Origin of the sequence: Micromonospora sp. NPDC049240 (genome assembly GCF_040647835.1) — a bacterium.
In the GTDB taxonomy this organism is placed as follows: domain Bacteria; phylum Actinomycetota; class Actinomycetes; order Mycobacteriales; family Micromonosporaceae; genus Micromonospora.
Window position 1 is genome coordinate 19,582 of record NZ_JBEZCX010000005.1, and the last position, 21,241, is coordinate 40,822.

At 73.6% G+C, this 21,241-nt stretch carries 21 protein-coding genes and 3 tRNA genes; 8 read left to right on the forward strand and 16 right to left on the reverse strand.

Features of this window, described 5'->3' with window-relative positions:
* Positions 1-389: 389 nt before the first annotated feature.
* Positions 390-462: transfer RNA gene (locus tag AB0B02_RS08955), tRNA-Arg, on the reverse strand.
* Between the two features lie 36 nt (positions 463-498).
* Positions 499-589 (reverse strand) — tRNA-Ser (locus AB0B02_RS08960).
* A 510-nt stretch (positions 590-1,099) separates the two neighbouring features.
* On the opposite strand from AB0B02_RS08960, the gene AB0B02_RS08965 reads away from it, so the two are divergent.
* Complete coding sequence (locus AB0B02_RS08965) at positions 1,100-2,320, forward strand: hypothetical protein (RefSeq protein ID WP_357298475.1); 1,221 nt, start codon at positions 1,100-1,102, stop codon at positions 2,318-2,320.
* Here the strand turns inward: AB0B02_RS08965 and AB0B02_RS08970 are convergent.
* Positions 2,281-3,054 (reverse strand): CPBP family intramembrane glutamic endopeptidase, encoded by a 774-nt coding sequence (locus AB0B02_RS08970; RefSeq protein WP_281934165.1) that lies wholly within the window; start codon positions 3,052-3,054, stop codon positions 2,281-2,283. The genes AB0B02_RS08965 and AB0B02_RS08970 overlap by 40 nt on opposite strands.
* 122 nt (positions 3,055-3,176) lie before the next feature.
* Between AB0B02_RS08970 and AB0B02_RS08975 the strand changes: the two genes are divergently transcribed.
* The gene (locus tag AB0B02_RS08975; protein WP_281934163.1) at positions 3,177-4,298 is read left to right on the forward strand and encodes a globin domain-containing protein; all 1,122 of its coding nucleotides are present in this window, start codon (positions 3,177-3,179) and stop codon (positions 4,296-4,298) included.
* Positions 4,299-4,414: 116 nt separating this feature from the next.
* Here AB0B02_RS08975 and AB0B02_RS08980 read toward each other — a convergent pair whose 3' ends face one another.
* On the reverse strand, positions 4,415-5,947 hold the full coding sequence (locus AB0B02_RS08980; RefSeq protein WP_281934646.1) for a peptide deformylase: 1,533 nt from the start codon (positions 5,945-5,947) through the stop codon (positions 4,415-4,417).
* 317 nt (positions 5,948-6,264) lie between these two features.
* On the opposite strand from AB0B02_RS08980, the gene AB0B02_RS08985 reads away from it, so the two are divergent.
* A complete protein-coding gene (locus AB0B02_RS08985; protein ID WP_281934645.1) occupies positions 6,265-7,041 on the forward strand; it encodes an IucA/IucC family C-terminal-domain containing protein in 777 nt (258 codons plus the stop codon).
* Positions 7,042-7,048: 7 nt separating this feature from the next.
* Here the strand turns inward: AB0B02_RS08985 and AB0B02_RS08990 are convergent, their stop codons facing one another.
* Complete coding sequence (locus AB0B02_RS08990; RefSeq protein WP_357298480.1) at positions 7,049-8,818, reverse strand: hypothetical protein; 1,770 nt, start codon at positions 8,816-8,818, stop codon at positions 7,049-7,051.
* Between the two features lie 208 nt (positions 8,819-9,026).
* Here AB0B02_RS08990 and AB0B02_RS08995 point away from each other — a divergent pair, with 208 nt between their 5' ends.
* Complete coding sequence (locus AB0B02_RS08995; protein WP_107156514.1) at positions 9,027-9,731, forward strand: class I SAM-dependent methyltransferase; 705 nt, start codon at positions 9,027-9,029, stop codon at positions 9,729-9,731.
* Positions 9,732-9,818: 87 nt separating this feature from the next.
* Here AB0B02_RS08995 and AB0B02_RS09000 read toward each other — a convergent pair whose 3' ends face one another.
* Positions 9,819-10,352: a YbhB/YbcL family Raf kinase inhibitor-like protein gene (locus AB0B02_RS09000; protein WP_357298484.1), complete on the reverse strand. Its 534-nt coding sequence runs from the start codon at positions 10,350-10,352 to the stop codon at positions 9,819-9,821.
* Positions 10,353-10,423: 71 nt separating this feature from the next.
* A tRNA-Ser gene (locus AB0B02_RS09005) sits at positions 10,424-10,510 on the reverse strand.
* A 71-nt stretch (positions 10,511-10,581) separates the two neighbouring features.
* On the opposite strand from AB0B02_RS09005, the gene AB0B02_RS09010 reads away from it, so the two are divergent.
* Positions 10,582-11,556 carry an NAD(P)H-quinone oxidoreductase gene (locus AB0B02_RS09010; RefSeq protein ID WP_357298487.1) on the forward strand — a complete coding sequence of 325 codons (975 nt, stop codon included), beginning with the start codon at positions 10,582-10,584 and terminating at the stop codon, positions 11,554-11,556.
* Between the two features lie 3 nt (positions 11,557-11,559).
* Here AB0B02_RS09010 and soxR read toward each other — a convergent pair whose 3' ends face one another.
* Complete coding sequence (soxR, locus tag AB0B02_RS09015; protein ID WP_107156511.1) at positions 11,560-12,012, reverse strand: redox-sensitive transcriptional activator SoxR; 453 nt, start codon at positions 12,010-12,012, stop codon at positions 11,560-11,562.
* Between the two features lie 46 nt (positions 12,013-12,058).
* Here soxR and AB0B02_RS09020 point away from each other — a divergent pair, with 46 nt between their 5' ends.
* Together AB0B02_RS09020 and AB0B02_RS09025 are read left to right on the forward strand one after the other, a co-directional pair.
* A complete protein-coding gene (locus AB0B02_RS09020; RefSeq protein WP_357298491.1) occupies positions 12,059-12,742 on the forward strand; it encodes a transketolase in 684 nt (227 codons plus the stop codon).
* Positions 12,743-12,750: 8 nt separating this feature from the next.
* Positions 12,751-13,629, forward strand: coding sequence for a transketolase (locus AB0B02_RS09025; RefSeq protein ID WP_357299051.1), 879 nt, complete (start codon positions 12,751-12,753; stop codon positions 13,627-13,629).
* 48 nt (positions 13,630-13,677) lie between these two features.
* Here AB0B02_RS09025 and AB0B02_RS09030 read toward each other — a convergent pair whose 3' ends face one another.
* The 6 genes from AB0B02_RS09030 to AB0B02_RS09055 all read right to left on the reverse strand — a co-directional run bounded on the left by AB0B02_RS09030 (position 13,678) and on the right by AB0B02_RS09055 (position 19,112).
* Positions 13,678-14,385 (reverse strand): glycosyltransferase family 2 protein, encoded by a 708-nt coding sequence (locus AB0B02_RS09030; RefSeq protein WP_357298494.1) that lies wholly within the window; start codon positions 14,383-14,385, stop codon positions 13,678-13,680.
* Between the two features lie 79 nt (positions 14,386-14,464).
* Positions 14,465-15,097: a hypothetical protein gene (locus AB0B02_RS09035; protein WP_357298497.1), complete on the reverse strand. Its 633-nt coding sequence runs from the start codon at positions 15,095-15,097 to the stop codon at positions 14,465-14,467.
* A 56-nt stretch (positions 15,098-15,153) separates the two neighbouring features.
* Positions 15,154-16,602, reverse strand: coding sequence for a HAMP domain-containing sensor histidine kinase (locus tag AB0B02_RS09040; protein WP_357298500.1), 1,449 nt, complete (start codon positions 16,600-16,602; stop codon positions 15,154-15,156).
* Positions 16,595-17,287 (reverse strand): response regulator transcription factor, encoded by a 693-nt coding sequence (locus tag AB0B02_RS09045; RefSeq protein WP_107156506.1) that lies wholly within the window; start codon positions 17,285-17,287, stop codon positions 16,595-16,597. The genes AB0B02_RS09040 and AB0B02_RS09045 overlap by 8 nt, the downstream gene beginning before the upstream one ends.
* Positions 17,288-17,356: 69 nt before the next feature.
* Positions 17,357-17,869, reverse strand: coding sequence for a hypothetical protein (locus AB0B02_RS09050; RefSeq protein WP_281934147.1), 513 nt, complete (start codon positions 17,867-17,869; stop codon positions 17,357-17,359).
* A gap of 70 nt (positions 17,870-17,939) precedes the next feature.
* Positions 17,940-19,112 (reverse strand): acetyl-CoA C-acyltransferase, encoded by a 1,173-nt coding sequence (locus AB0B02_RS09055; protein ID WP_281934145.1) that lies wholly within the window; start codon positions 19,110-19,112, stop codon positions 17,940-17,942.
* 112 nt (positions 19,113-19,224) lie between these two features.
* Between AB0B02_RS09055 and AB0B02_RS09060 the strand changes: the two genes are divergently transcribed.
* Positions 19,225-19,659 carry a PH domain-containing protein gene (locus tag AB0B02_RS09060; protein ID WP_281934143.1) on the forward strand — a complete coding sequence of 145 codons (435 nt, stop codon included), beginning with the start codon at positions 19,225-19,227 and terminating at the stop codon, positions 19,657-19,659.
* Between the two features lie 37 nt (positions 19,660-19,696).
* On the opposite strand, the gene AB0B02_RS09065 is transcribed toward AB0B02_RS09060, so the two are convergent.
* Both AB0B02_RS09065 and AB0B02_RS09070 read right to left on the reverse strand, forming a co-directional pair.
* Positions 19,697-20,638: a rhomboid family intramembrane serine protease gene (locus AB0B02_RS09065; protein ID WP_281934142.1), complete on the reverse strand. Its 942-nt coding sequence runs from the start codon at positions 20,636-20,638 to the stop codon at positions 19,697-19,699.
* Between the two features lie 25 nt (positions 20,639-20,663).
* On the reverse strand, positions 20,664-21,194 hold the full coding sequence (locus AB0B02_RS09070; RefSeq protein WP_107156502.1) for a peptidylprolyl isomerase: 531 nt from the start codon (positions 21,192-21,194) through the stop codon (positions 20,664-20,666).
* Between the last annotated feature and the right edge of the window lie 47 nt (positions 21,195-21,241).

Below are 21,241 nucleotides of genomic sequence, written 5' to 3' on the forward strand. Positions count from 1 at the left end.
CTGACGACGCATGGCATCAATCGACAGAAACGGATGTCACAGCGATCGGAGTATTGCAGCGGCGTTTCGGAAACGTCAATAATTTTTCCGGAAGTTTTCCGGAAGGGACCGGCCGGTCGACCGCGACCACCCGGACCGGCACACGTCCGGTGGTGTGGCGCGGACCCACAGCGCCGTCGGGTCTGAGCAGTTGGCGACCAGCACTTCGTCGATGGCGAGATGGCCATGAGCCGGCCGGGTGCGGTGTCATGCCCGGTGTTCCTCGTCGGCTTCGAACAGGACGGACCGGATGAACGGCACGGAACCGGCATGACCGCTGCTGTACTTAGCTGCTGTACCGCACGGAAAAGGGGCCGCCTCGGCTTCCCGAAACGACCCCTGACCTGCTGTGCGCCCGAAGGGACTCGAACCCCTAACCTTCTGATCCGTAGTCAGATGCTCTATCCATTGAGCTACGGGCGCCTGGTGCTCGGCCAGTCTACACAACCGGCTTTCGCGCGGAGACTCCGGGATTCGAACCCGGGAGGGGCTTTAAAACCCCAACCGCATTAGCAGTGCGGCGCCATAGACCAGACTAGGCGAAGTCTCCTCGGTGGCCCGGAGGTCACCGCGCCCGAGAATACAGGTCCACACCCGTCGGGGGCAAAGCGGATACCGACACCCCGCCGAACCCGCCGCGTCGTCGCCGTGTGCCAGGTCACGTCCCCGACTACGCTCCATCGATATGCAGGAGCAGCCGCCGAGCGATCCGCCCCGTCGCGAGCCCCCCGCCAAGGCCCGGCGGAGCCGCTCCCCCCGACCGACCTTCAGCCCGCCGCCGACCCCGGAACCGCCGTCGACGGACGCGGGGGACGAGACGAACCACGCGCCGCCCCGAAGGCGGGCGCGCGGGGCCGCGCCGAGCGTCCTCTTCCAGCCACCGACGCCGGCCGCCGACGTCCCGCCGGCCCCGCGTCCGCGACCGGCCACCGAGCCGGCCACGACCGGTCCCGGGACGTCGGTTGGCGAACCGGCCGCACCGAAGACCCCCGATTCGGGTACGCCGGCCGCTGGCCCGGCCACGGCCGACCTCCCCGCGGCAGCCGGGACGGCCGACCCGATGCCGGCATCCGACGTGCCGGTGCGTGCGCCGGAACCGGCCGAAGGGGCGCCGGACGGCACGCCGCCCGCCACCGCCACTCCCGTGGGCGGGGCGGCCCCGAAGCGGGCGCGTCGTGCCCCCGCCGAGAAGGCCGAGAAGAAGACCGCGCCGACCGCTCGGAAGGCGCCCGCCACCAGCCGAAGGACGGCCGTCGCACCGGAGTTCACCGCGCCGGACCGGGCGGACCAGTCCCCGTCGGGCACGCCCGACACGGCGGTGGACGCGGCCGGGGCCGCCCCACGGCCGGTCCGGGCCCGACGGAGCACGAAGACCGCCCCGGCGGCGAAGACCAGCCCCACGAAGCGCGCCACCACGCCGGCGCCGACCGAGCCCGGGCCGGACGCCGCAGCCGGCGACCAGCCGAAGACACGTCCCGCCGTGCGCAAGCGCACCGGCGCCACGGCCGAACGGCCGGCCGAGCTGATCGTGGGCCCGAACGTTCCCGGCCCCGACGCGGGCCGACCCGAGCGGACCGAGCACGAGCCGGCCGAACACCAGCCGGACACGCGTACCCCGGTGGCGGGCTGGCAGGCGGTGGGGCCGCGCCTGCGCGACCACCCCGGGTTCGCGCCGGAGCTGCTGGCCCTGGCCGCGGTGGACGCGCTCGGGCCGCGGGCCCGGAGTTGGGTGGAGCAGGTCCGGTCGGCCTACCCGGCGGCGGACGCGGACGGGGTGGCCCGGCTGGCGACCCGGCGGTTCGTCCGGATGGCCGGTACGGGTGGTGCGCTGGCGGCGGGGGCGGGCGTGTTCGCGCCGGTCGCGGAGCTGGCGGCGGTGCTGTGGACGCAGGCGAACCTGGTGCTGCACGTGGCGGCTGCCTACGGGCGGGACCCGGCGCATCCGGACCGCGCGGCCGAGCTGCTGGTGCTGACGTCGGTGCACCCGGACGACGGGGCCGCGCGGGCGGCGCTGGCGGCGGCCCGGGCGGCGGACGTCCCGGCGGACGGGCCGTGGGGCCGGACCGCCGAGGCGGCCTGGCGGCTGGCCACGCCGGTGGCGGCGCAGGCGGGCGGCTGGCTCGGGTTGCGACTGGCGGCGCGGTTGTTGCCGGGCGCGGCGGTGCTGGCGGCGACGATCGGCGGTACGGCCGCGGCGGAGCGGGTCGCCGCCCGGGCGGTCGCCCGGTACCGGCGCGCCGGTCAGAGCCAGTCGAACCAGGATCTCGGCAGCAGCGCGTAGCCGACGAAGGCGACCACGTCGAGCAGCGTGTGCGCGACGATCAGCGGGGCCACCCGGCGGGTGCGCAGGTAGAACAGCCCGAAGATCACGCCCATCACCGCGTTGCCGAGGAACGCGCCGAAGCCCTGGTAGAGGTGGTAGGAGCCGCGTAGCACGGCGCTGGTGGCGACGACCGCGCCGAGCCGCCAGGTGAGCTGCCGCAGCCGGGTGATCAGGTAGCCGACCACGATCACCTCCTCCAGCACGGCGTTCTGCACGGCGGCGAGGATCAGCACCGGCACCGCCCACCACAGGTCCGGCAGCGCGGCCGGGACCAGCGTGGCGTTCACCCCGAGCTGGGCCGCCGCCCAGAACAGCGCCAGCCCGGGCAGGCCGATGAGCGCGGCCAGGCCCGCGCCCCGGGCCAGGTCCGCGCCGGGGCGGGTCAGGTCGACGCCGAGCGTCCGCGCCGGGTCGCCGGGGTCACGCGCCAGCAGGTGTACGGCGAGCAGCACCGGCAGCAGCGCGAAGACGATCCCGAGCAGTTGGTACGTGAGGTCGAGGTACGGCCGGGCCGAGGTGGACGTGTTCAGCGCGGCGGTCTGCTTCGACAACCCGCCCGACGCGGTCAGCTTCGCGATCAGCGAGACCAGCGCGTACACGGCCGACTGGCCGAGGGAGAGGCCGAGCACGAGCAGCGTCTCGGTGCCCAGCACCCGGCGGGAGACCGGCCGGGCCGGCTCGTCAACCGTCACCGGACCATGAAACCACTTCGCCGGGCAAATGAGCCGGTCGCACATTGTGTGCGACCGACATGCACGCTCCGTGGACATTCTATCCGGGCCGATCCGCCCGTCCGGAGAAGGAGCGTGCCCCTGTGGAGAACGTCGCGCGGCTGTTGAAGGAGAGCTGGGCCCTGGTCGAGGAGCACGGGGAGCGGCTCTGCGGCCACTTCTACGCCCGGATGTTCCTGCTCGACCCGGAGCTGCGCAAGCTCTTCCCGGTGCAGATGAGCGGGCAGCGCGACCGACTGCTGGAGGCGATCGTGACGGCCGCCCAGACGGCGGACGACCCGGAGGCGTTCGACGAGTACCTGCGCGGGCTGGGCCGGGACCACCGGAAGTACCACGTCACGGCCGACCACTACGCGACGCTTGGCGTCGCGCTGCTGGACGGCCTGCGCACCGTCGCCGGGGACGGTTGGAGCCTGGAGTACGACCAGGCGTGGCGGGACGCGTACGCGAGCATCAGTGAGCGGATGCTCGCCGGCGCGGAGGCCGACGGGAACCCGCCGTTCTGGCACGCGGAGGTGCTGACGCACGAACGGCACGGCCCGGACACCGCGGTGCTGACCGTGCGGGCGTTGCAGGATCCGCTGAGCTGGCAGGCCGGCCAGTACGTCAGCGTGGAGGTGCCTCGCTACCTGCCGCGCACGTGGCGGACGTACTCGGTGGCGAACGCCCCGAACGAGGAGAACGTGCTGGAGTTCCACGTCCGTACGCCGGCCGGGGCCGCCGGTTGGGTGTCCGGCGCGCTGGTGCGCCGGACCAGGCCGGGTGACCTGCTGCGGCTGGCCGCGCCGATGGGCTCGATGACGCTGGACCCGGACTCCACCCGGGACATCCTCTGCGTGGCCGGCGGAGTGGGGCTGGCCCCGATCAAGGCGCTGGTGGAGGAGCTGACCCGGGTCAACCGCACCCGCTGGGTGCACGTCTTCTACGGCGCCGGCCACCCGGACGAGTTGTACGGGCTGGCCGGTCTCCAGGAGCTGGTGACGGCGCATCCCTGGCTGTCGGTGACGCCGGCGTGCAGCGCCGACCCGGACTTCGCCGGGGAACTCGGCGACGTCTCCGAGGTGGTCACCCGGTACGGCCCCTGGACCACGCACGACTGTTACGTCTCCGGCTCGGCCGCCATGGTCCGGGCGACCCTGCGGGCGCTCGCCGCCGACGACGTCCCGCCGGACCACATCCGTTACGACACGTTCGGCACCCTGTAGAGCCATCCTCCCCCCACGCCGGGTCGCGTGCCCCCGCCCCCTGGGGCACGCGACCCGGCCCCCCGTTTCCCGGTACGCGGGCCAGGCGGCAACCAGCCCGCGTGCCGGAGCCCTTCTCAGTAGCGCCAGGGGGTGCCGGTCTCGCGGTACTCCTCCACCGGCACCAGGGGCACCCCCGGTGCCATCCGGTCGACGTAGAGCCGCCCCTCCAGGTGGTCGATCTCGTGCGCGACCAGGCGCGCCATCGCGTACTCGAACGACGTGATGACGCGGCTGCCGTCCCACTGGGCGTGTTCCACGTCGATCCGCAGCGGCCGGGGCACCAGGCCGCGGTGGTCGAAGAAGGAGAGGCAGCCCTCGTACTGCTCGTCGGTCTCGGTGGTGGCGTCCACCACCCGGGGGTTGAGCAGCACGACCGGCTCGGCCGCCCGGTCGGCGGGGCGGACCAGCGCGGCGGCCCAGCCGATCCCGAGTTGCGGTGCGGCCAGGCCGACGCCCTTGCTGAACGGGTGCAGCTCGTCGAGGCGGGCCAGCATGCCGGCGAGCCGGTCGACCACCTGCCGGGCGTGCCGTTCCTCGGCCGGCAGGTCGAACTGGCGGGCGGGCTGCCGGAGCAGGTCGTCGCCGCGTTGCACGATGCCGACCGCGCGCATCCGGTCGCTGGCGCGCACCCGGGTCTCCCCGGCGGGCGTGCTGTCCGGTTCGGTGTCCGGCGCGGGGCTGCGGAACCGCCACTGCATCCGGTAGCGGGCGTTCAGCGGCGGGTCGTCGGTCCCCCACTCGTAGATCACCCGGTCGGCGTCCCGGGTCTGCTGGATCGGGGTCCGCAGCGGGCCCTCCTCCGCCGACAGCGAGGTCTCCGCGCCCCACACCTTGGGGTCGAGGTCCGCCGGCAGGTCGAGGCGCACCGCGAGGTGCCGGGTGGGCAGGCGTACGGCGCGCTGGAACCAGGGGCCCCACTTGTCCCGTCCGACGCGGTAGGCGTACTCGATGGTGACCCGGTCGCCCGGGTAGAGCGGGAAGCGTCCCTCGTCGTTCTCGAAGAGCAGCCAGATCTCCTTGAACGCGTCCCGGTCGTGCTTGGCCCGCCAGTGCATCGGCTCGCGTCCGCTGCCGTCGTCCCGGTACGCGGTGAGTTGCAGCTCGGCGAACGTGAGCGGGTGCTCGCGGTGGTGCCGGTTGGAGCGGCCCGGGTCGTTCGGGTAGCGGTCGACGGCGACCCGGACGAGGTAGCGGGTGACCGGTTCGGTGCCGGCGTTGTACAGCTCCCGCCGGATCGTGCAGTGGTAGCTGTCGCCGGTGTGGGTGAGCGTGGCGACCTCGCGTTCCACCACCAGGCCGGTGCCGGGGGGCAGCCACTGGCCGGGGACGGGCGGATCGCGGTGCGTCCCGGTGACCCGGCTGTGCCGCAGCTCGTCGTACTCCCGGAAGCGCTGCCAGATCGCGCCGCTGGCCTCCAGGACGGCCTCGGCCCGGCGGGCGAAGTCCTCGGTGGGCCGGTGCCGGCGGCCTTCGACGTGGCTGACGTAGGACGGGTCGAAGCCCATCAGCGTCGCCAGCTGCTTCTTGGACAGCCCTCGGCCGGTGCGGTGCCGGGCGAGCTCGACCGCGAAGGACTCGGCGGCACGCTCGATCGGTGAGGTCATCAGCTTCCTCGTACGCGGGAAGACCATCTTCACGTTTCGTGGCCGAACGTGTACGGAAACTGCCTCGTATTCGACAGTCACCTTGACAATTCAGCGGCAAGCGTCGATGCTTGCGCGGCCCGACCAGCCCTCCTGCCGGCGTTTTCCGCCCACCCCGCCGGGTAGTACACGACGGCGACGGAGTGACCGGGACCTCCCCACCAAGCCCGTGGTGCCACTTCCCTCCGTCGGGGAGTGTGGTTAGGCTAGCCTTAGCTTCGGTCGACGGCACGCGCCGGCCGACGGGCTACCGGACGGGGGACGGCCAGGTGACTGCGGTGATGCCGGGGCGCGACGTCGCCACCCCGTTCGCCCCGGTGACCGCGACCCTGCGCGCCATGTTCGGCACCGACGACCTGCCCGGTCTCGCGCCCGGCCTGCTGGTCCGCGACGAGCTGGACCGCTGGGCCCCGGCCACCCGCCTGATCGACGGCACCCTGCTCCCCGGCTTCCTGGCCGCCGCCGGCCGGCGCTGGGGTGGCACCCCGCACGCCTGCGCCGCGCTCGCCTGGAAGTCCTACAGCTACTGGACCGCGCTGCCGGCCGTGCTCGGCTGGGCCTCGGCGCGGCGGGTGCCGCTGCTCGATCCCGCCGACGTGCTGGTGCACTTCGAGGACCACCACCAGTTGCTCACGCTGGGGCTGCGCGGCTCCACCGCGGTGGCCGTGCTGCCTGGCGACCCGCTGGCGCTGGCCGGCGCGCCGGGCGTCCGGGTCGTCGCCGACGAGGCGGCACTGCTCGGCGCGCTGCGCGCGACGCTGCTCGACGCGCACTTCGCCCCGCTGATCACCGCCATCCAGCGCGAGGTCCGGATCGGCACCCGTACGCTGCTCGGCTCGGTGGCCTCCGGCATCGCGCACGGCCTGCTGCGGGCGGCGGACGCGCTGCCCGGCCCGACCACGGCGGCCGTCGGCACGCTGCTCGACGCGCTCGACCTGGCCGACCTGGTCGAGCTGGTGCCCGGCCCGACCGGCGAGCCGACCGTGCAGCGGCGCACCTGCTGCCTGGCCTTCACGCTGCCCCGGCCGAAGGTCTGCCAGGGCTGCTGCGTCCGCTGACCGTCGGTCAGTCGACGAGCGGGCGCACGTCCCACAGCCAGACCCCGCCGGTACGCGTCGGAGCGATCCCGGTCAGCTCGGTCATCGCCCGGCGCAGCGACTCGGCCGGCCGCAGCCGGGGGTCGAGGATCACCGCCCCGGCCCGCCAGTGACGCAGGTCGTCCACGGCGGCCACCCGGTCCTGCGGAGTGATCGGCGGCACCGCGTCGGTACGCCGTACCGTCTCGAAGAACGTGCTGGTGGGGCGCGGCGGCGCGGTGAAGAGCGCGACCCGGTCGGCGCCCGGTCGGGTGTCCGGATAGAGGAAGTAGCCCCGGGCCAGCGGCATGTCCAGCCGGGTCTCGGCGGACCAGCGCAGCGGGACCGCGTAGGTGGTGTCGGGCAGCGGGAGCGTGACGATGCTCCGCCCACCCGCCACGTAGGGCCGCCACGCCCCGGAGGTGACGAACGCCGGGGTCGGGTCCAGCCGCGTCGCGGGCAGCGGGGTGGGCAGGATCGGCAGCAGCGCCATGGCGAGCACGGTGCCGGTGGCGAACCGGAGCTGTCCTCGGGCGGCCGGGTGCCGGTTGGCCAGCCGCCGGACCCGTTCGACGCCGAGCGCGAGCAGCACGCCGATGATCGGGGTGAGCGCGAGCGACCAGCGGGTGGGCACCACCGCGTGCAGGACCGGCAGGTTCTCCAGCGCGGCCCACGGCCCGGGGATGCCGGTCTCCCGCCCGTCGAACCGGATCTCCCGGCCGAGCGAGAAGAGACCGAACACCACGGCGACCGCGGCCAGCCCGAGCACCAGCGCGTCCCGGCGCAGCCACCAGACCAGCGCGACCACCAGCACCACGAGCGGCCAGCCGAAGAACGCGTTCTCCTCGGTGGCGTTCTTGACCAGCGGCGCGCTGCCCCGGGCGTCGCCGGCCACCGACTCCCGGGACCAGGCCAGGTAGGCGGCGAGGTCGGTGGAGTAGCCCCGGATCAGCGTGGAGAGCCCGGAGTACGCGCCGGGGCCGGCGAACTGCACGCGCAGCGGGTACGCGAGCAGCGCCCCGGCCACGACGGCGGCCACCCCGAGCCCGGCGGCGAACGGCCGGGCCGCCGACCGCAGCGCGGGCCGGCCGAGCACGAGCGCCAGCACCACGCCACCCAGGCCGAGCGCGGTCATCAGCAGGATCTCCAGGTTGAGGAACGCCTGCCAGACGATCACCAGGCCGAGCAGTGACCCGTTGCGCAGCCAGCGGCCGGGCTGCGCCAGCCGGAGCGTCCGCCAGACGATCAGCGGCACCACGAACTGGCTGACGATGTTGGGGTGGGCGTTCGCGTGCGACACCATGGCCGGCGCGAACGCGCAGAAGCCGGCGCCCAGCCAGGCCGGCCCCCGGGTGCCGACGACCACGCGGGAGAGCAGGAAATACCAGGCGGCGCCGGTGGCGGCCAGACCGAGCGTGAGAAAAACGAGGAACGACCATCGCGGCCCGAACCACACCGTTATCGGCGACAGGGGCAAGGAAACGGATAATACGGACGTGTTCCCCATGAGATTGACGACGTCCGGCACATTCATCCGGTCCGAGGTGAACGGATAGGCGAAATGAGTGACCACGCGCGCACCGTGTGCCATCATCCATTCGAACTGCGCCTGGTCGGTGCGATTGTCTCGTACGCCGTTGGCCGGATCGATCCAGAGCCGGGCGGTCACCCAGAGCGCGAGCAGCACGAAGCTGAGCACGGCGAGGGCGTCGGTCCACCGTCCTCGCCGTGGGTCCACGCCCGGCTGGGGAGTAGTCATGACATTTCAGAGCGTAGTCATTGTATGACGGCCAGGTGACATATTCCTGGGACTCGCGTACTATGTGCCGGGTTCGCCGACCGCCGATCACGTGCCCCACCCGACCGCAATTCGGCCAGCGCGGTGCCCCGATTTTCCCGCCGGCCATTCAGATGGTTGACTCTGAACGGTCCAGGCGCGGGTCAGTCATATCGTGAGGAATCGACGCATGGCAGAAATCACTGGGGATCAGCGCGTCCAGGCGGAGGTGCTCGAAGGCCTGGCCACGGCGGTCAACCACCGGCGGTGGTTCGTCGAACTGGCCGTGCCCTACCTCGGTGACAACCCCATCGAGATCGGCAGCGGCCTCGGCGACTACGCACTCGCGTGGTCCGAGCACATCCCCCGGATCACGGCCACCGAGGCCGACCCGGACCGGCTGGTCAAGCTCAAGGAGCGGCTGTCCGAGCACCCCGGCGTCGAGGTCCGGCAGATGCTGTTGCCGCACACCGAGCGGGGCGACTACAGCGCCGCCGTGTCGTACAACGTGCTGGAGCACATCGACGACCACGTGGGCGCGCTGCGCAGCATGCGCGACCTGGTCCGGCCCGGCGGCGCGGTGATCATCATCGTGCCGGCGTTCCAGTTCGCCATGGGCCCCGCCGACATCGCGACCGGCCACGTGCGGCGCTACACCAAGAAGACGCTCGCCACCGCGATGACCGACGCCGGCCTCACCGTGGAGAAGATCCACTACGCGAACGCGCTCGGCCTGATCGGCTACTTCATGGCCACCAAGGTCTTCCGGCTGATGCCGAAGGAGGGCCCGATGGTGAAGGTCTACGACACGCTGGTGCTGCCCGCCACCAAGGCCGCCGAGCAGCGTATCCGCCCCCCGTTCGGCCAGTCCGTCTTCGCCGTGGCCCGGGTGTGAGGCGGGGCCCCCTCTTAACGCCTCAGGTATAGATGGGGCCCCTTCTCACACCTACGTGTTAAGAAGGGGCCCCTCCTTACACCTCGGTCAGTCCTTGACCTGGTAGGTGGGGCGGATCACCGCGCGGGCCAGGGTGTGGAACGCGAGGTTGAAGCCGACGAAGGCCGGGCTCGCCTCCCTGCCCACGTCCAGGCGCTCCACGTCGACCGCGTGCACCGCGAAGACGTACCGGTGCGGACGGTCCCCCGGCGGCGGCGCGGCACCGCCGTAGCCGGTGTCGCCGTAGTCGTTGCGGATGCTGAACGCGCCACCGAGGTCGGCCTCCCGCACCGCGGCCGGCAGCTCGGTGACCGAGGCGGGCACGTTCACCAGCACCCAGTGCCAGAACCCGCTGCCGGTCGGCGCGTCCGGGTCGAAGCAGGTGACCACGAAGCTCTTCGTCTCCGCCGGGAAGCCCGACCAGGACAGGTGCGGCGAGACGTTCCCACCACCGGCGCTGCCGTGCGCGTACCGCGCGTCCATCGGCTCGCCGTTGTGCACGTCGTCGCTGGTCAGGTCGAACGACGGCACGGTCGGCAGCAGCTCGTACGGGTCCGGGGCGATCGGTCGTTCCAGGGTCATCGAAACGGGTCCTTCCGGGTGCGCGAAATGTTCTGCGCCCCTTCTTACCCCGCTACGGGCGATTACGGCGGCGGAGGGTGTGGGATTCGAACCCACGAAGACATCGCTGCCTTACCGGTTTTCAAGACCAGCGCCATCGGCCACTAGGCGAACCCTCCCGGCGCGCTCCCCGAGAGGTACGCGACCGCGCCTAGTCTGCCACGAACGGCGCATCGGGTAAGACTGAGCCATGCGCGCTGTCACGATCACGGAACCCGGCGGACCCGAGGCACTCGTCTGGGCGGAGGTCCCCGACCCCGAACCCGGCCCCGGTGAGGTGGTCGTCGAGGTGCGGGCCAGCGCCGTCAACCGGGCCGACCTGCTGCAACGGCAGGGGCACTATCCGCCGCCGCCGGGCGCGTCCGCGTACCCGGGGTTGGAGTGCTCGGGGACGGTCCGCGCGCTCGGTCCCGACGTGACCGGCTGGTCGGTGGGCCAGGAGGTCTGCGCGTTGCTGACCGGCGGCGGGTACGCCGAGCAGGTCGCCGTGCCGGCCGGGCAGTTGCTGCCGGTGCCGGACGGCGTGGACCTGGTCGACGCCGCCGCGCTGCCGGAGGTGGCCTGCACGGTGTGGTCGAACGTGGTGGACCTGGCCGGGCTGGCCGAGGGGGACACGCTGCTGGTGCACGGTGGCGGCAGCGGCATCGGCACGTTCGCGATCCAGCTCGGGGTGGCGCTGGGCGCGACGGTGGTGGCGACCGCGCGGGCGGCCAAGCACGAGCGGCTGCGCGAGCTGGGCGCCGCGCACACCGTCGACTACCGGGAGCAGGACTTCGTCGAGGAGGTCCGCCGGGTCACCGACGAACGCGGCGCGGACGTGATCCTGGACATCATGGGCGCCTCCTACCTGCCCCGGAACGTGGCGGCGCTGGCGACCGGCGGCCGGCTCGTGGTGATCGGCATGCAGGGCGGGCGCAAGGGCGAACTCGACCTCGGGATGCTGCTGGCGAAGCGGGCCTCGGTGCACGCCACCGCGCTGCGCTCCCGTCCGCTCGCCGAGAAGGCGGCGATCGTCCGGGGCGTACGCGAGCAGGTGTGGCCGCTGGTGGCGGCCGGCCGGGTCCGGCCGGTGGTGCACGCCCGGGTGGGCATGGCGGACGCCGCCGACGCGCACCGGCTGGTGGAGACGAGTGACCACCTGGGCAAGGTGCTGCTGGTGCGGTGACGCTCAGCCAGGGTCGGCGCGCGGGAGCACCAGGCGCGCGCCGGGGCCCTCGGCGGCCAGCGAGTCGCCGGGGTTGTAGAGCGTGCAGCGCTGCAACGACAGGCAGCCGCAGCCGATGCAGCCGTCCAGGTCGTCACGGAGCTTGCCGAGCAGTCGGATCCGCTCGTCCAGCCGCTCCCGCCAGCCCCGGGAGAGCGCCGCCCAGTCCTCCGGGGTGGGTGTGCGGCCGGCGGGCAGCGAGTCCAACGCCTCCCGGATCTCGTCCAGCGAGACGCCGACCTGCTGGGAGATCCGGACGAAGGCCACCCGACGCAGCTCGGTGCGGGCGTAGCGGCGCTGGTTGCCGCCGGTGCGGGCGGCGTGGATCAGGCCGAGTCGCTCGTAGTAGCGCAGCGCGGAGGGTGCCACGCCGCTGCGCTCGGCGAGCTGGCCGATGGTGAGCGTTGCCTCGTGCATCACAGGACCTTGAGGTGAAGTTCGGTTGAGGTTCGAGGCTATCGGCATGACGACGACCACCGCCACCGAGCTGGCCGCGCTGCTGGAGCGGGTCCGCGCCGGCCGCGATTTCGGCGCGAACGTGTACTCGACGCTGGACGTGCTCCAGGTGCTCTACGACCGGGTGCTCCGGATCACCCCGGCGACCGTGGCCGACCCCGACCGGGACCGGTTCCTGCTCTCCAAGGGGCACGCGGTCGCCGGCTACTACGCGCTGCTCGCCGCGCGGGGCTTCGTGCCGGTCGAGTGGCTGGACGACCAGGGCGGGCCGGCCAGCCGGCTCGGCGACCACCCGGATCGGACGCTGGTGCCGGGTGTGGAGATCGGTTCCGGGTCGCTCGGCCACGGGCTCGGGTTGGGCGTGGGCACCGCGCTCGGCCTGCGGGCCCAGGGCCGCACCCTCCCCCGGGTGTACGTGCTGCTCGGCGACGCCGAACTGGACGAGGGCGCCAACCACGAGGCGATCGCGTACGCCGGCGCGACCGGCCTGGGCAACCTGACCGCGATCGTGGTGGACAACCGCTCCGCCACGCACGGCTGGCCGGGTGGCGCCGCCAGCCGGTTCACCGTCAACGGGTGGACCGCCGCCACCGTGGACGGCCACGACCACGACGCCCTGCACGCCGCCCTGACCGGGCACGACCACCACCGGCCGCACGTCGTCGTCGCGGCCGTCACCGACGGGGAGTGACCATGACCATGCGGGACGCGTTCGTGACCGGCGCCGAGGAGGTGCTGGCGGACCCGAGGAGCGTGCTCGTGCTGGCGGACATCTCCGCCGCCGCGTTCGCCCCGGCCGCCGTCCGCTACCCGGACCGGGTGGTAAACGTCGGGATCCGGGAGCAGCTCATGATCGGGGTGGCCGGCGGGCTGGCGTTGACCGGGCAGCGGCCGATCGTGCACAGCTACGCCCCGTTCCTCGTCGAGCGGGCGTACGAGCAGATCAAGCTGGACCTCGACCACCAGGGGGTCGGGGCGGTGCTGGTCAGCATCGGCGCCTCGTACGACCGGGCGGCGGCCGGTCGGACCCACCTCGCGCCGGCCGACGTGAGCCTGATGGACACGCTCGACGGGTGGACCGTGCACGTGCCGGGCCACCCGGACGAGGTGCGACCGCTGCTGCGGGACGTGGTGTGCGGGACCGGCCCGGCGTACCTGCGGCTCTCCACCCGGGGCAACGCGTCCGCGTACCCGGAGGCGGGTGACCTACGGGTGGTCCGGGACGCCGGGCCGGGCGCGCCGCTGCTGGTGGCGGTCGGGCCGGTGCTGGACGCGGCGCTGCACGCGGTGGCGGACCGGCCGGTCACGGTGGCGTTCACCCACCGGCCCCGGCCGTTCGACACGGCCGGGCTGCGGGCGCTGGCCGGCGGCGAGGTGATCCTGGTCGAGCCGTACCTGGCCGGCACGTCCACCCGGGTGGTGTCCGACGCGCTGGCCGACCGGCCGCACCGGCTGCTCGCCCTCGGCGTCAGCCGGGCGGAGCTGCGCCGCTACGGCGGGCCGGCGGACCACGACCGATGGCACGGGCTGGACGCGGCCGGGCTGCGCCGTTCCGTCGACGCGTTCCTCGACGCGTGACGCGAAGGAACCCCGCACCGCCGGGGTGCGGGGTTCCGGTTCGTCGGGTCAACGCGTGGCGGGACCGACCGGGCGGCGGCGGGCGCGCTCGCGGGCCAGGATCCAGATCGCCTCGACGCCGTCCTTCCAGGTGATCTTCTTGCCCTCTTCGCGGCCCCGGGCGCGGTAGCTGATCGGCACCTCGTAGGGGCGGATGCGCTGGCGGAGCAGCTTGCCGGTGACCTCGGCCTCCATGCCGAAGCCCCGGGAGCGCACCTGGAGCGAGCGGTAGAGCGCCAGCGGCATCAGCTTGAAGCAGGTCTCCAGGTCGCCGATGTACGAGTTGTAGAGCACGTTGGCCGCCAGCGTGACGCCCTTGTTGCCCATCACGTACCAGAAGCTGTAGGAGCTGTGGCTGCCGAACGTGCGATTGCCGTAGACCACCGTGGCGTGCCCGTCGAGCACCGGCTGAAGCAGGCGCGGGATGTCCTGCGGGTCGTACTCCAGGTCGGCGTCGAGGATGACCATGTATTCACCCTCGGCGTTGTCGACGGCGGTCTTGATGGCCGCGCCCTTGCCGGCGTTGCGCGGGTGGGTGATCACCCGCAGCCGGGCGTCGTCCACCCGGCCGAGCACCTCACCGGTGCCGTCCCGGCTGCCGTCGTCCACGACGACCAGCTCGATCTCGCACGGGTAGTTCACCGCCAACGCCTGCTTGAGGGCGTCCGCGATGCGTTCTTCCTCGTTGTAGACCGGCATGAGGATCGAAAGCTTCACGGGTTCTCCATGGAGGTGACGGCAGGTCGGGGCATAGCGTAGCCTGGCAGATTCCTGAGGTCACGACAGCCCGCCCACCTTACTCCTGGCGGAGCGGCACCACGACCAGCCGGGCGACCCCCTTGTCCCCCTCCTTGGCGCCGGCCACGCCGACCGTCGTACCGACCTTGATCTCGTTCGCCTGGATCGTCGCGCGGCGCTCGACCACCCGCAGCTTCTCGCCGAACGTCCAGGTCATGGTGAAGCCGTCGGCGGACTTCACGGTCATCGACTTCGCGTCGACCGCGGTGACCTCACCGCGCTGGACGGCTACCGTCTTCGTCCCGTTCTCCTTGGTCTGCACCACGACCTCGCCGTGCAGCCGGTTCTTGCGCAGCAGCACCCGGGCCCGGTGCCGCTTGCGCCAGTCCTGCGCCCGGTCCCCCTTGCGGTCCGGCTCGGCCTGCTCGTCCGGCGAGCCGGAGCCGCCCTGCGCCGCCGGCGTGCCGGAGGCCAACGGGGCGGGCGCCGCGACCGGATCGACGTCCAGGTCGGCCGGGTCGACGCCGAGCGCGGCCAGGGCCTGCCCGTCGGTGCCCATGGCGGCGGCCACCTCGACCGCGGTCTCCCGGGCCGCGTCGGCGCCGGTCCGCGCCGCGCCGCACCCGGCCAGGCCGAGCGCCGCGGCGGTGAGCAGCGCGGTGGCTCCGGTGACGATTCGCTGACGTGCCATCGGTGTTCCTCTCGTCGGTGGTGACGTCAGCGTTCCGCACCGGCGCGAGCGGACCGTCAGGCCGATGTTCGAGCCAGGTAAGGATCTCCGGGCAGCCGGACCGTGAACGCCGCGCCGCCCTCCGGCGCGTGCCCGGCGGCGATGTCGCCGCCCAGCCGGCGCACCAGCCCGGCGGCGAGCGCCAGCCCCAGCCCGCTGCCCACCTTGCGCACCCCCCGGTAGCGCTGGTGCAACGCGCCCCGCTCGAACGCCACCGCCAGGTCGTCGTCGGTGAAGCCGGGCCCGCCGTCGCGGACCTCCAGGACCCCGCCGGCCGCCGGGTCCGCGCCGGCGGGCCGGACCGCGAGCACCACCGGCGCCCCCGGGGGTACGACCCGCAGCGCGTTCTCCAACAGCCCGTCCACCACCTGCCGGATCCGGCCCGGATCGGTGTACGCCGGCACCGGCCCGCCCGGCGTCTCCACCCGGAACGGCACCCCGACCGCCGTGCACCGGTCCGACCAGGTGCGCTCCACGTCGGCGGCGAGCCGGGTCAGGTCCACCCGCACCGGTTCCAGCGGGAAGTCGGCCGCCTCCAGCCGGGCCAGCGCCAACAGGTCGCTGACCAGCCGGTCCAGATGCTCGGCCTCGGCCAGCACGGTACGCCCGGTCGCCGGCACCGCGTCCGCGTCGAGCACGCCGTCGGCCAGCGCCTCGGCGTAGCCCCGGATGGCGGTGAGCGGCGTCCGCAACTCGTGCGAGACGGAGAGCAGGAACTCACGCTGCCGGCCCTCGCTGGTGGCCAGCGCGGCGGCCAGCCCGTTGAGCGCGTACGCCAGGTCGGCCACCTCGTCGGGCGGCTCGACCGGCACCCGGACCGCCCGGTCCCCGGCGCGGAGCCGGGCGGCGGCGGTGGCCGCGACGCGGATCGGTCGGGCCAGCCGGCGGGCCAGCAGCAGCCCGGCGACCGCCCCGGCGGCGAGCCCGGCGAGCAGCGGCAGCCAGAGCCCGCGCAGCACCTGCCGCCAGGGGCCGGCGGTGGCGGCGCGGGTGAGCACCACCCCGTCGCCGCCGGGCAGCGCCCGTGCCTCGACGAGCCGGCGTTCCCCGTCGACGAGTCGCCGGCCGGAGACGTTGCCGCCGGCGGCCACCCGGGCGACCAGCGGCGCGGGCAGGCCACTCCGGTCGGCCCGGCCGTCGCGGACCAGGTACACGTCGATCTGCTGCTGGCGGAGCTGCCGGATGAGCCGGTCCCCGGCGCTGTCGCGCTGGCGTACCGCGCGGACGCGCAGCACGTCGGCGGCGAGCCGGGCCTGGGCGGCCAGCGCGTCCTGGTCCCGGCGTTCCGCGCCGCGTACCGCCAACGGCACCGCCACCAGCGCGGTGACCAGCACCGACACCAGCGCCACCGCACAGGTGACGAGCACCGCGCGGGCGGTGAGCGTGTGGCCCGGCCAACGGCGGGCGGGCGGTTCTGCGGGCCGGGTCCGGATCACCGGCAGCGCCACGGTGGGCTGGTCAGGCATCGGCCGCGTACCCGACGCCGCGGTGGGTGCGGATCACGCTGGCCGGGCCGAGCTTCGCCCGGACCTGCGCCACGTGCACGTCCACGGTCCGGGTGCCGGCGTGCGCCGCGTACCCCCAGACGCCGGCCAGCAGCTCCTCCCGGGTGAACACCCGGCCGGGACGGGCCATCAGGTGGGCGAGCAGGTCGAACTCGGTGGAGGTGAGCTGCACCGGCGCCCCGCCGACGGTCACCGCCCGGCGGGCCGGGTCGAGCGTGACCGGGCCGAGCACGCGCGGCTGTTCGGCGGTGGCCGGCGTGCCGGCGCTGCGGCGCAGCACCGCGCGGACCCGGGCGACCAGCTCCCGGGGGCTGAACGGCTTGGTGACGTAGTCGTCCGCGCCCAACTCCAGGCCGACCACGCGGTCCACCTCGTCGTCGCGGGCGGTGAGGAAGATGACCGGCGTCCAGTCACCGGCCGCGCGCAGCCGCCGGCAGATCTCGGTGCCGGCCAGGCCGGGCAGCGCGATGTCGAGCACGCAGGCCACCGGGCGCAGCCGCCGCGCGGCGGCCAACCCGGCCGTGCCGTCCCGTTCCAGGTGTACGCCGAAGCCGTCCCGGGTCAGGTAGAGCCGGACCAGGTCGGCGATGGACGGCTCGTCCTCCACCACGAGGACGAGCCCGCGCTGCGCGGTGTCGGCGGTCACCGGCCCATGATGACCGACCGGTGGCCGCCGGGAAGGTCCGGGAGATGTTCGGGTTCGGTAAGGAGAACGTCAGCGCGCCGACGCCGGGCGGAACACGGCGGGCCGGGGGCCGGACGGCGCGTCACCGATGGTCGCGACCAGCCGTTCCGCCGGGGTCCGCAGCCGGGTGCGGAAGGCGTGGTGGAGCAGCGCGTCGAGCTGCCACACCTGCTTCGGGTGGTGGGTGCGGATGAGGAAGCGTTCGCGGACGCCGTCGATGGCGGTGGCCGCCAGCTCCAGGCTGTGCGCCCGCGGGTCCGGGCTCCAGGTGACGTTGCTCAGCTCCCGCAGCTCGGTGTTGAGGTGCAGGCGCAGCCGGTGCAGCAACCGGGTCTGCCGGGTCACCACCAGCCGGCGATGGGTGAGGAGCATCAGGTATTCGCCGCCGACCGGGTGGTTCGGACGGCTGCACCGGGTGACCAGGATGGTGGCGTCACCAGAGCCGACGCAGCGCCGGAACACCGGCATGTGGCGGGTGGCGGTCTGGGTGGCCAGGCCGGTCTCGGCCGCCGCCGGGAGGAACGTTCGGGAGAACACGTCCATGTCGGGTGCAACGAGCGGTTGACCCGTAGTGACATGGGTCACCCTGGATTTCTGGAACTTCCACCCGCTCTCAGAGCAGTTCGACGATGGTGGCGTTGGCCATGCCGCCGCCCTCGCACATGGTCTGCAGGCCGTAGCGGATGCCGTTGTCCCGCATGTGCTGGAGCATCGTCGTCATGATCCGCGCGCCGGACCCGCCGAGCGGGTGACCCAGCGCGATCGCGCCGCCCCGGGGGTTGAGCCGCTCCGGGTCCGCCTCGGTCTCGGCCAGCCAGGCCAGCGGCACCGGGGCGAACGCCTCGTTCACCTCGTACACCCCGATCTCCTCGATGCCCAGCCCCGCGCGGCGCAGCGCCTTCGCGGTGGCCGGGATGGGGGCGGTGAGCATGGCGACCGGATCGTCGGCGGCCACCACCGCGGTGTGCACCCGGGCCAGCGGGCGCAGGCCGTGCCGGCTGGCCCACTCGGCGGTGGTCACCGCCAGCGCGGCGGCGCCGTCGGAGATCTGCGACGCGGAGCCGGCGGTGACCACCCCGTCGGCGCGAAACGGGGTCTTCAGTTCGCCGAGCTTGGCCAGCGTGGTGTCCCGGCGGATGCCCTCGTCGGCGGTGAACTTGCCGCCGTCGGCGAGCACCACCGGGGCCAGCTCCGGCTCGAACGCGCCGGCGTCCTGCGCGGCCGCCGCCTTCTCGTGGCTGGCCAGCGCGAACTCGTCGAGCTGGGTGCGCGAGAAGCGCCACCGCTCGGCGATCAGCTCGGCGCCGACGCCCTGGTTGAACGGCAGCGGCGAATCCTCGGCGACGCCCTCGGCGCCGCGGTAGCGGGCCAGGATCGCCGGGCTGAACGGCATCCCGCCGGCCACGCTGGAGCCCATCGGCACCCGGGTCATCGACTCGACGCCACCGGCGACGACCAGGTCGGCCTGGCCGGAGAGCACGGTGGCGGCGGCGAAGTGCAGCGCCTGCTGGCTCGACCCGCACTGCCGGTCGAGCGTGGTGCCGGGCACGGACTCGGGCCAGCCGGCCGCCAGCACGGCGTTGCGGGCCACGTTCCAGGACTGCTCGCCCACCTGCGACACGCAGCCCCACACCACGTCGTCGACCTGACCCGGGTCGATGCCGGTGCGCTCGGCCAGGGCGCGCAGCACGTGTGCCGAGAGGTCGACCGGGTGCACACCGGCGAGGCTGCCCTTGCGCCGCCCGACCGGGGTCCGCACCGCGCCGACGATGACCGCGTCACTCATGTCTACTCCCCGGTAACCTCGCTTGACCCAATACTACGTGCTGACCTGACCGTCGTCCCTCCTCGACTTTCCGGGCGTGCCGGACGGCCCCGGCCGCTGGCATGCTGGGCGGATGGATCCACAGCCGCCACCGGTCCGGCAGTGGCGCGTGCCCCGGGCGCTGCCGGTGGTCAAGGCGCTCGGCGCGCTCGCCCTGATCGCCCTGGGCCTGGCGCTCGCCGACGGCGACCCGGTCCGCCCGGCGCTCGCCGGCTCGCTCGCCGCCGCGCTGCTCGCGTGGGCGCTGCGCGACCTCGTCGCGCCGGTCCGGCTCGCCGTCGACCCCGAGGGCCTCACCGTGATCCGCGGGTACGCCGGCCGACGCCGGCTGCCGTGGGCCGCGGTGGAGGCGATCCGGCTGGACCGACGCAGCCGACGCGGGGTCACCGCCGAGACGCTGGAGATCGACGCCGGGGAGTCGCTGCACCTGTTCGGCCGCCGCGACCTGGACGCGCCGCTGGAAGAGGTGGCCGCCACGCTCACCGCCGCCCGCGCCGCCGCCCGCTGACGAGGCCCCGCGCCGGTTCGCGCGGGAGCGGGCCGGATCAGCCGGTCAGCGCGGCGGTGCGGACGAGGGCCAGGCCGATCAGGGCCACCAGCACGATCGCGCAACCCGCCGTCTGGAACACGGTCCGGCGCATCCGCGGCGCGTACGCCAGGACCAGCGCCGTCACGGCACCGACCACCAGGCCGCCGAGGTGCCCGGCCACCGAGATGCTCGGCACGGTGAACGTGAAGATCAGGTTGATCACCAGGATCGGCACGATCGCCGAGGTGTCCCGACCCAGCCGGCGCATGATCACGAAGATCGCGGCGAACAGGCCGAAGATGGCGGTCGACGCGCCAGCCGTGAACCGGTTCGGCTCGGTGAAGACGTAGGCGGCCACGTTGCCGCCGAGCCCGGCGAGCAGATAGAGCGCCAGGAAGCGCAGCGGCCCGAGCACCGCCTCCAGCGTCCGGCCGAGCACCCAGAGCGCCCACATGTTGAGCAGCAGGTGCAGCACGCCGTAGTGCAGGAACATGGCGGTGACCAGCCGGTACCACTCGCCGTCGGCCACCCCGCCGATGGTCCCGTCCGGGAAGGCGGCCAGCCCCAGCACCGCGCCCCACTCGGTCAGCGGCGTCCCGCCGCCCATCAGGCCGCCGAGACCGCCGCCGGCGATCGCGTTCCCGCTCCGGGCCGACACGACGGAGATCACCATGGCCAGCACGTTCAGCGCGATGAGGGCCTTCGTCACGTAGCCCTGGCGGCCGGCGGCACCGCCTCCGAAGGCGGTACGCGCCGGCCGCACGCTGCGGCGTCCCTCGGCGACGCACTCCGGGCACTGGTGGCCGACGGAGGCGTCGCGCATGCACTCGGGACAGATCGGCCGGTCGCAGCGGGTGCACCGGAGGTACGTCTCCCGATCGGGATGCCGGTAGCAGACCGGAGTGGTCGGCACCGGCCCCTCGGTGGCGTCGCCTGCCTGCCCGGAGCGCTCAGTCATGCGAGCAAAGGTACCCGCGCGACGGTCAGGACTGCTGCCGCTCGATCTCGACCCGCTCGATCACCACGTCCTGGATCGGCCGGTCGCTCGGCCCGGTCGGGGTGTTCGCGATCGAGTCGACGACCTTCACCGACTGCTCGTCGGCGACCTGGCCGAAGATGGTGTGCCGGTTGTTCAGGTGCGGCGTCGGCCCCACCGTGATGAAGAACTGCGAGCCGTTCGTGCCCGGCCCCGCGTTCGCCATCGCCAGCAGGTACGGCCGGTCGAAGCGCAGCTCCGGGTGGAACTCGTCGTCGAACTTGTAACCCGGGCCACCGCGCCCGGTGCCGGTCGGGTCGCCCATCTGGATCATGAAACCGCTGATCACCCGGTGCGAGATGGTGCCGTCGTAGTACGGCCCGCTGCCCGGCTGACCGGTACGCGGGTCGATGTACTCCCGGTTGCCCTCGGCCAGCTCCACGAAGTTGCGGACGGTCTTCGGCGCGTGGTTCGGGAAGAGCTCCAGCCGGATCGGGCCGGCGTTGGTGTGCAAGGTGGCGTAGACAGCCTCGGCCACGGGTACTCCTCACTCGTTGGTCAGTTCCTTGCGGATCCTCCCATGTG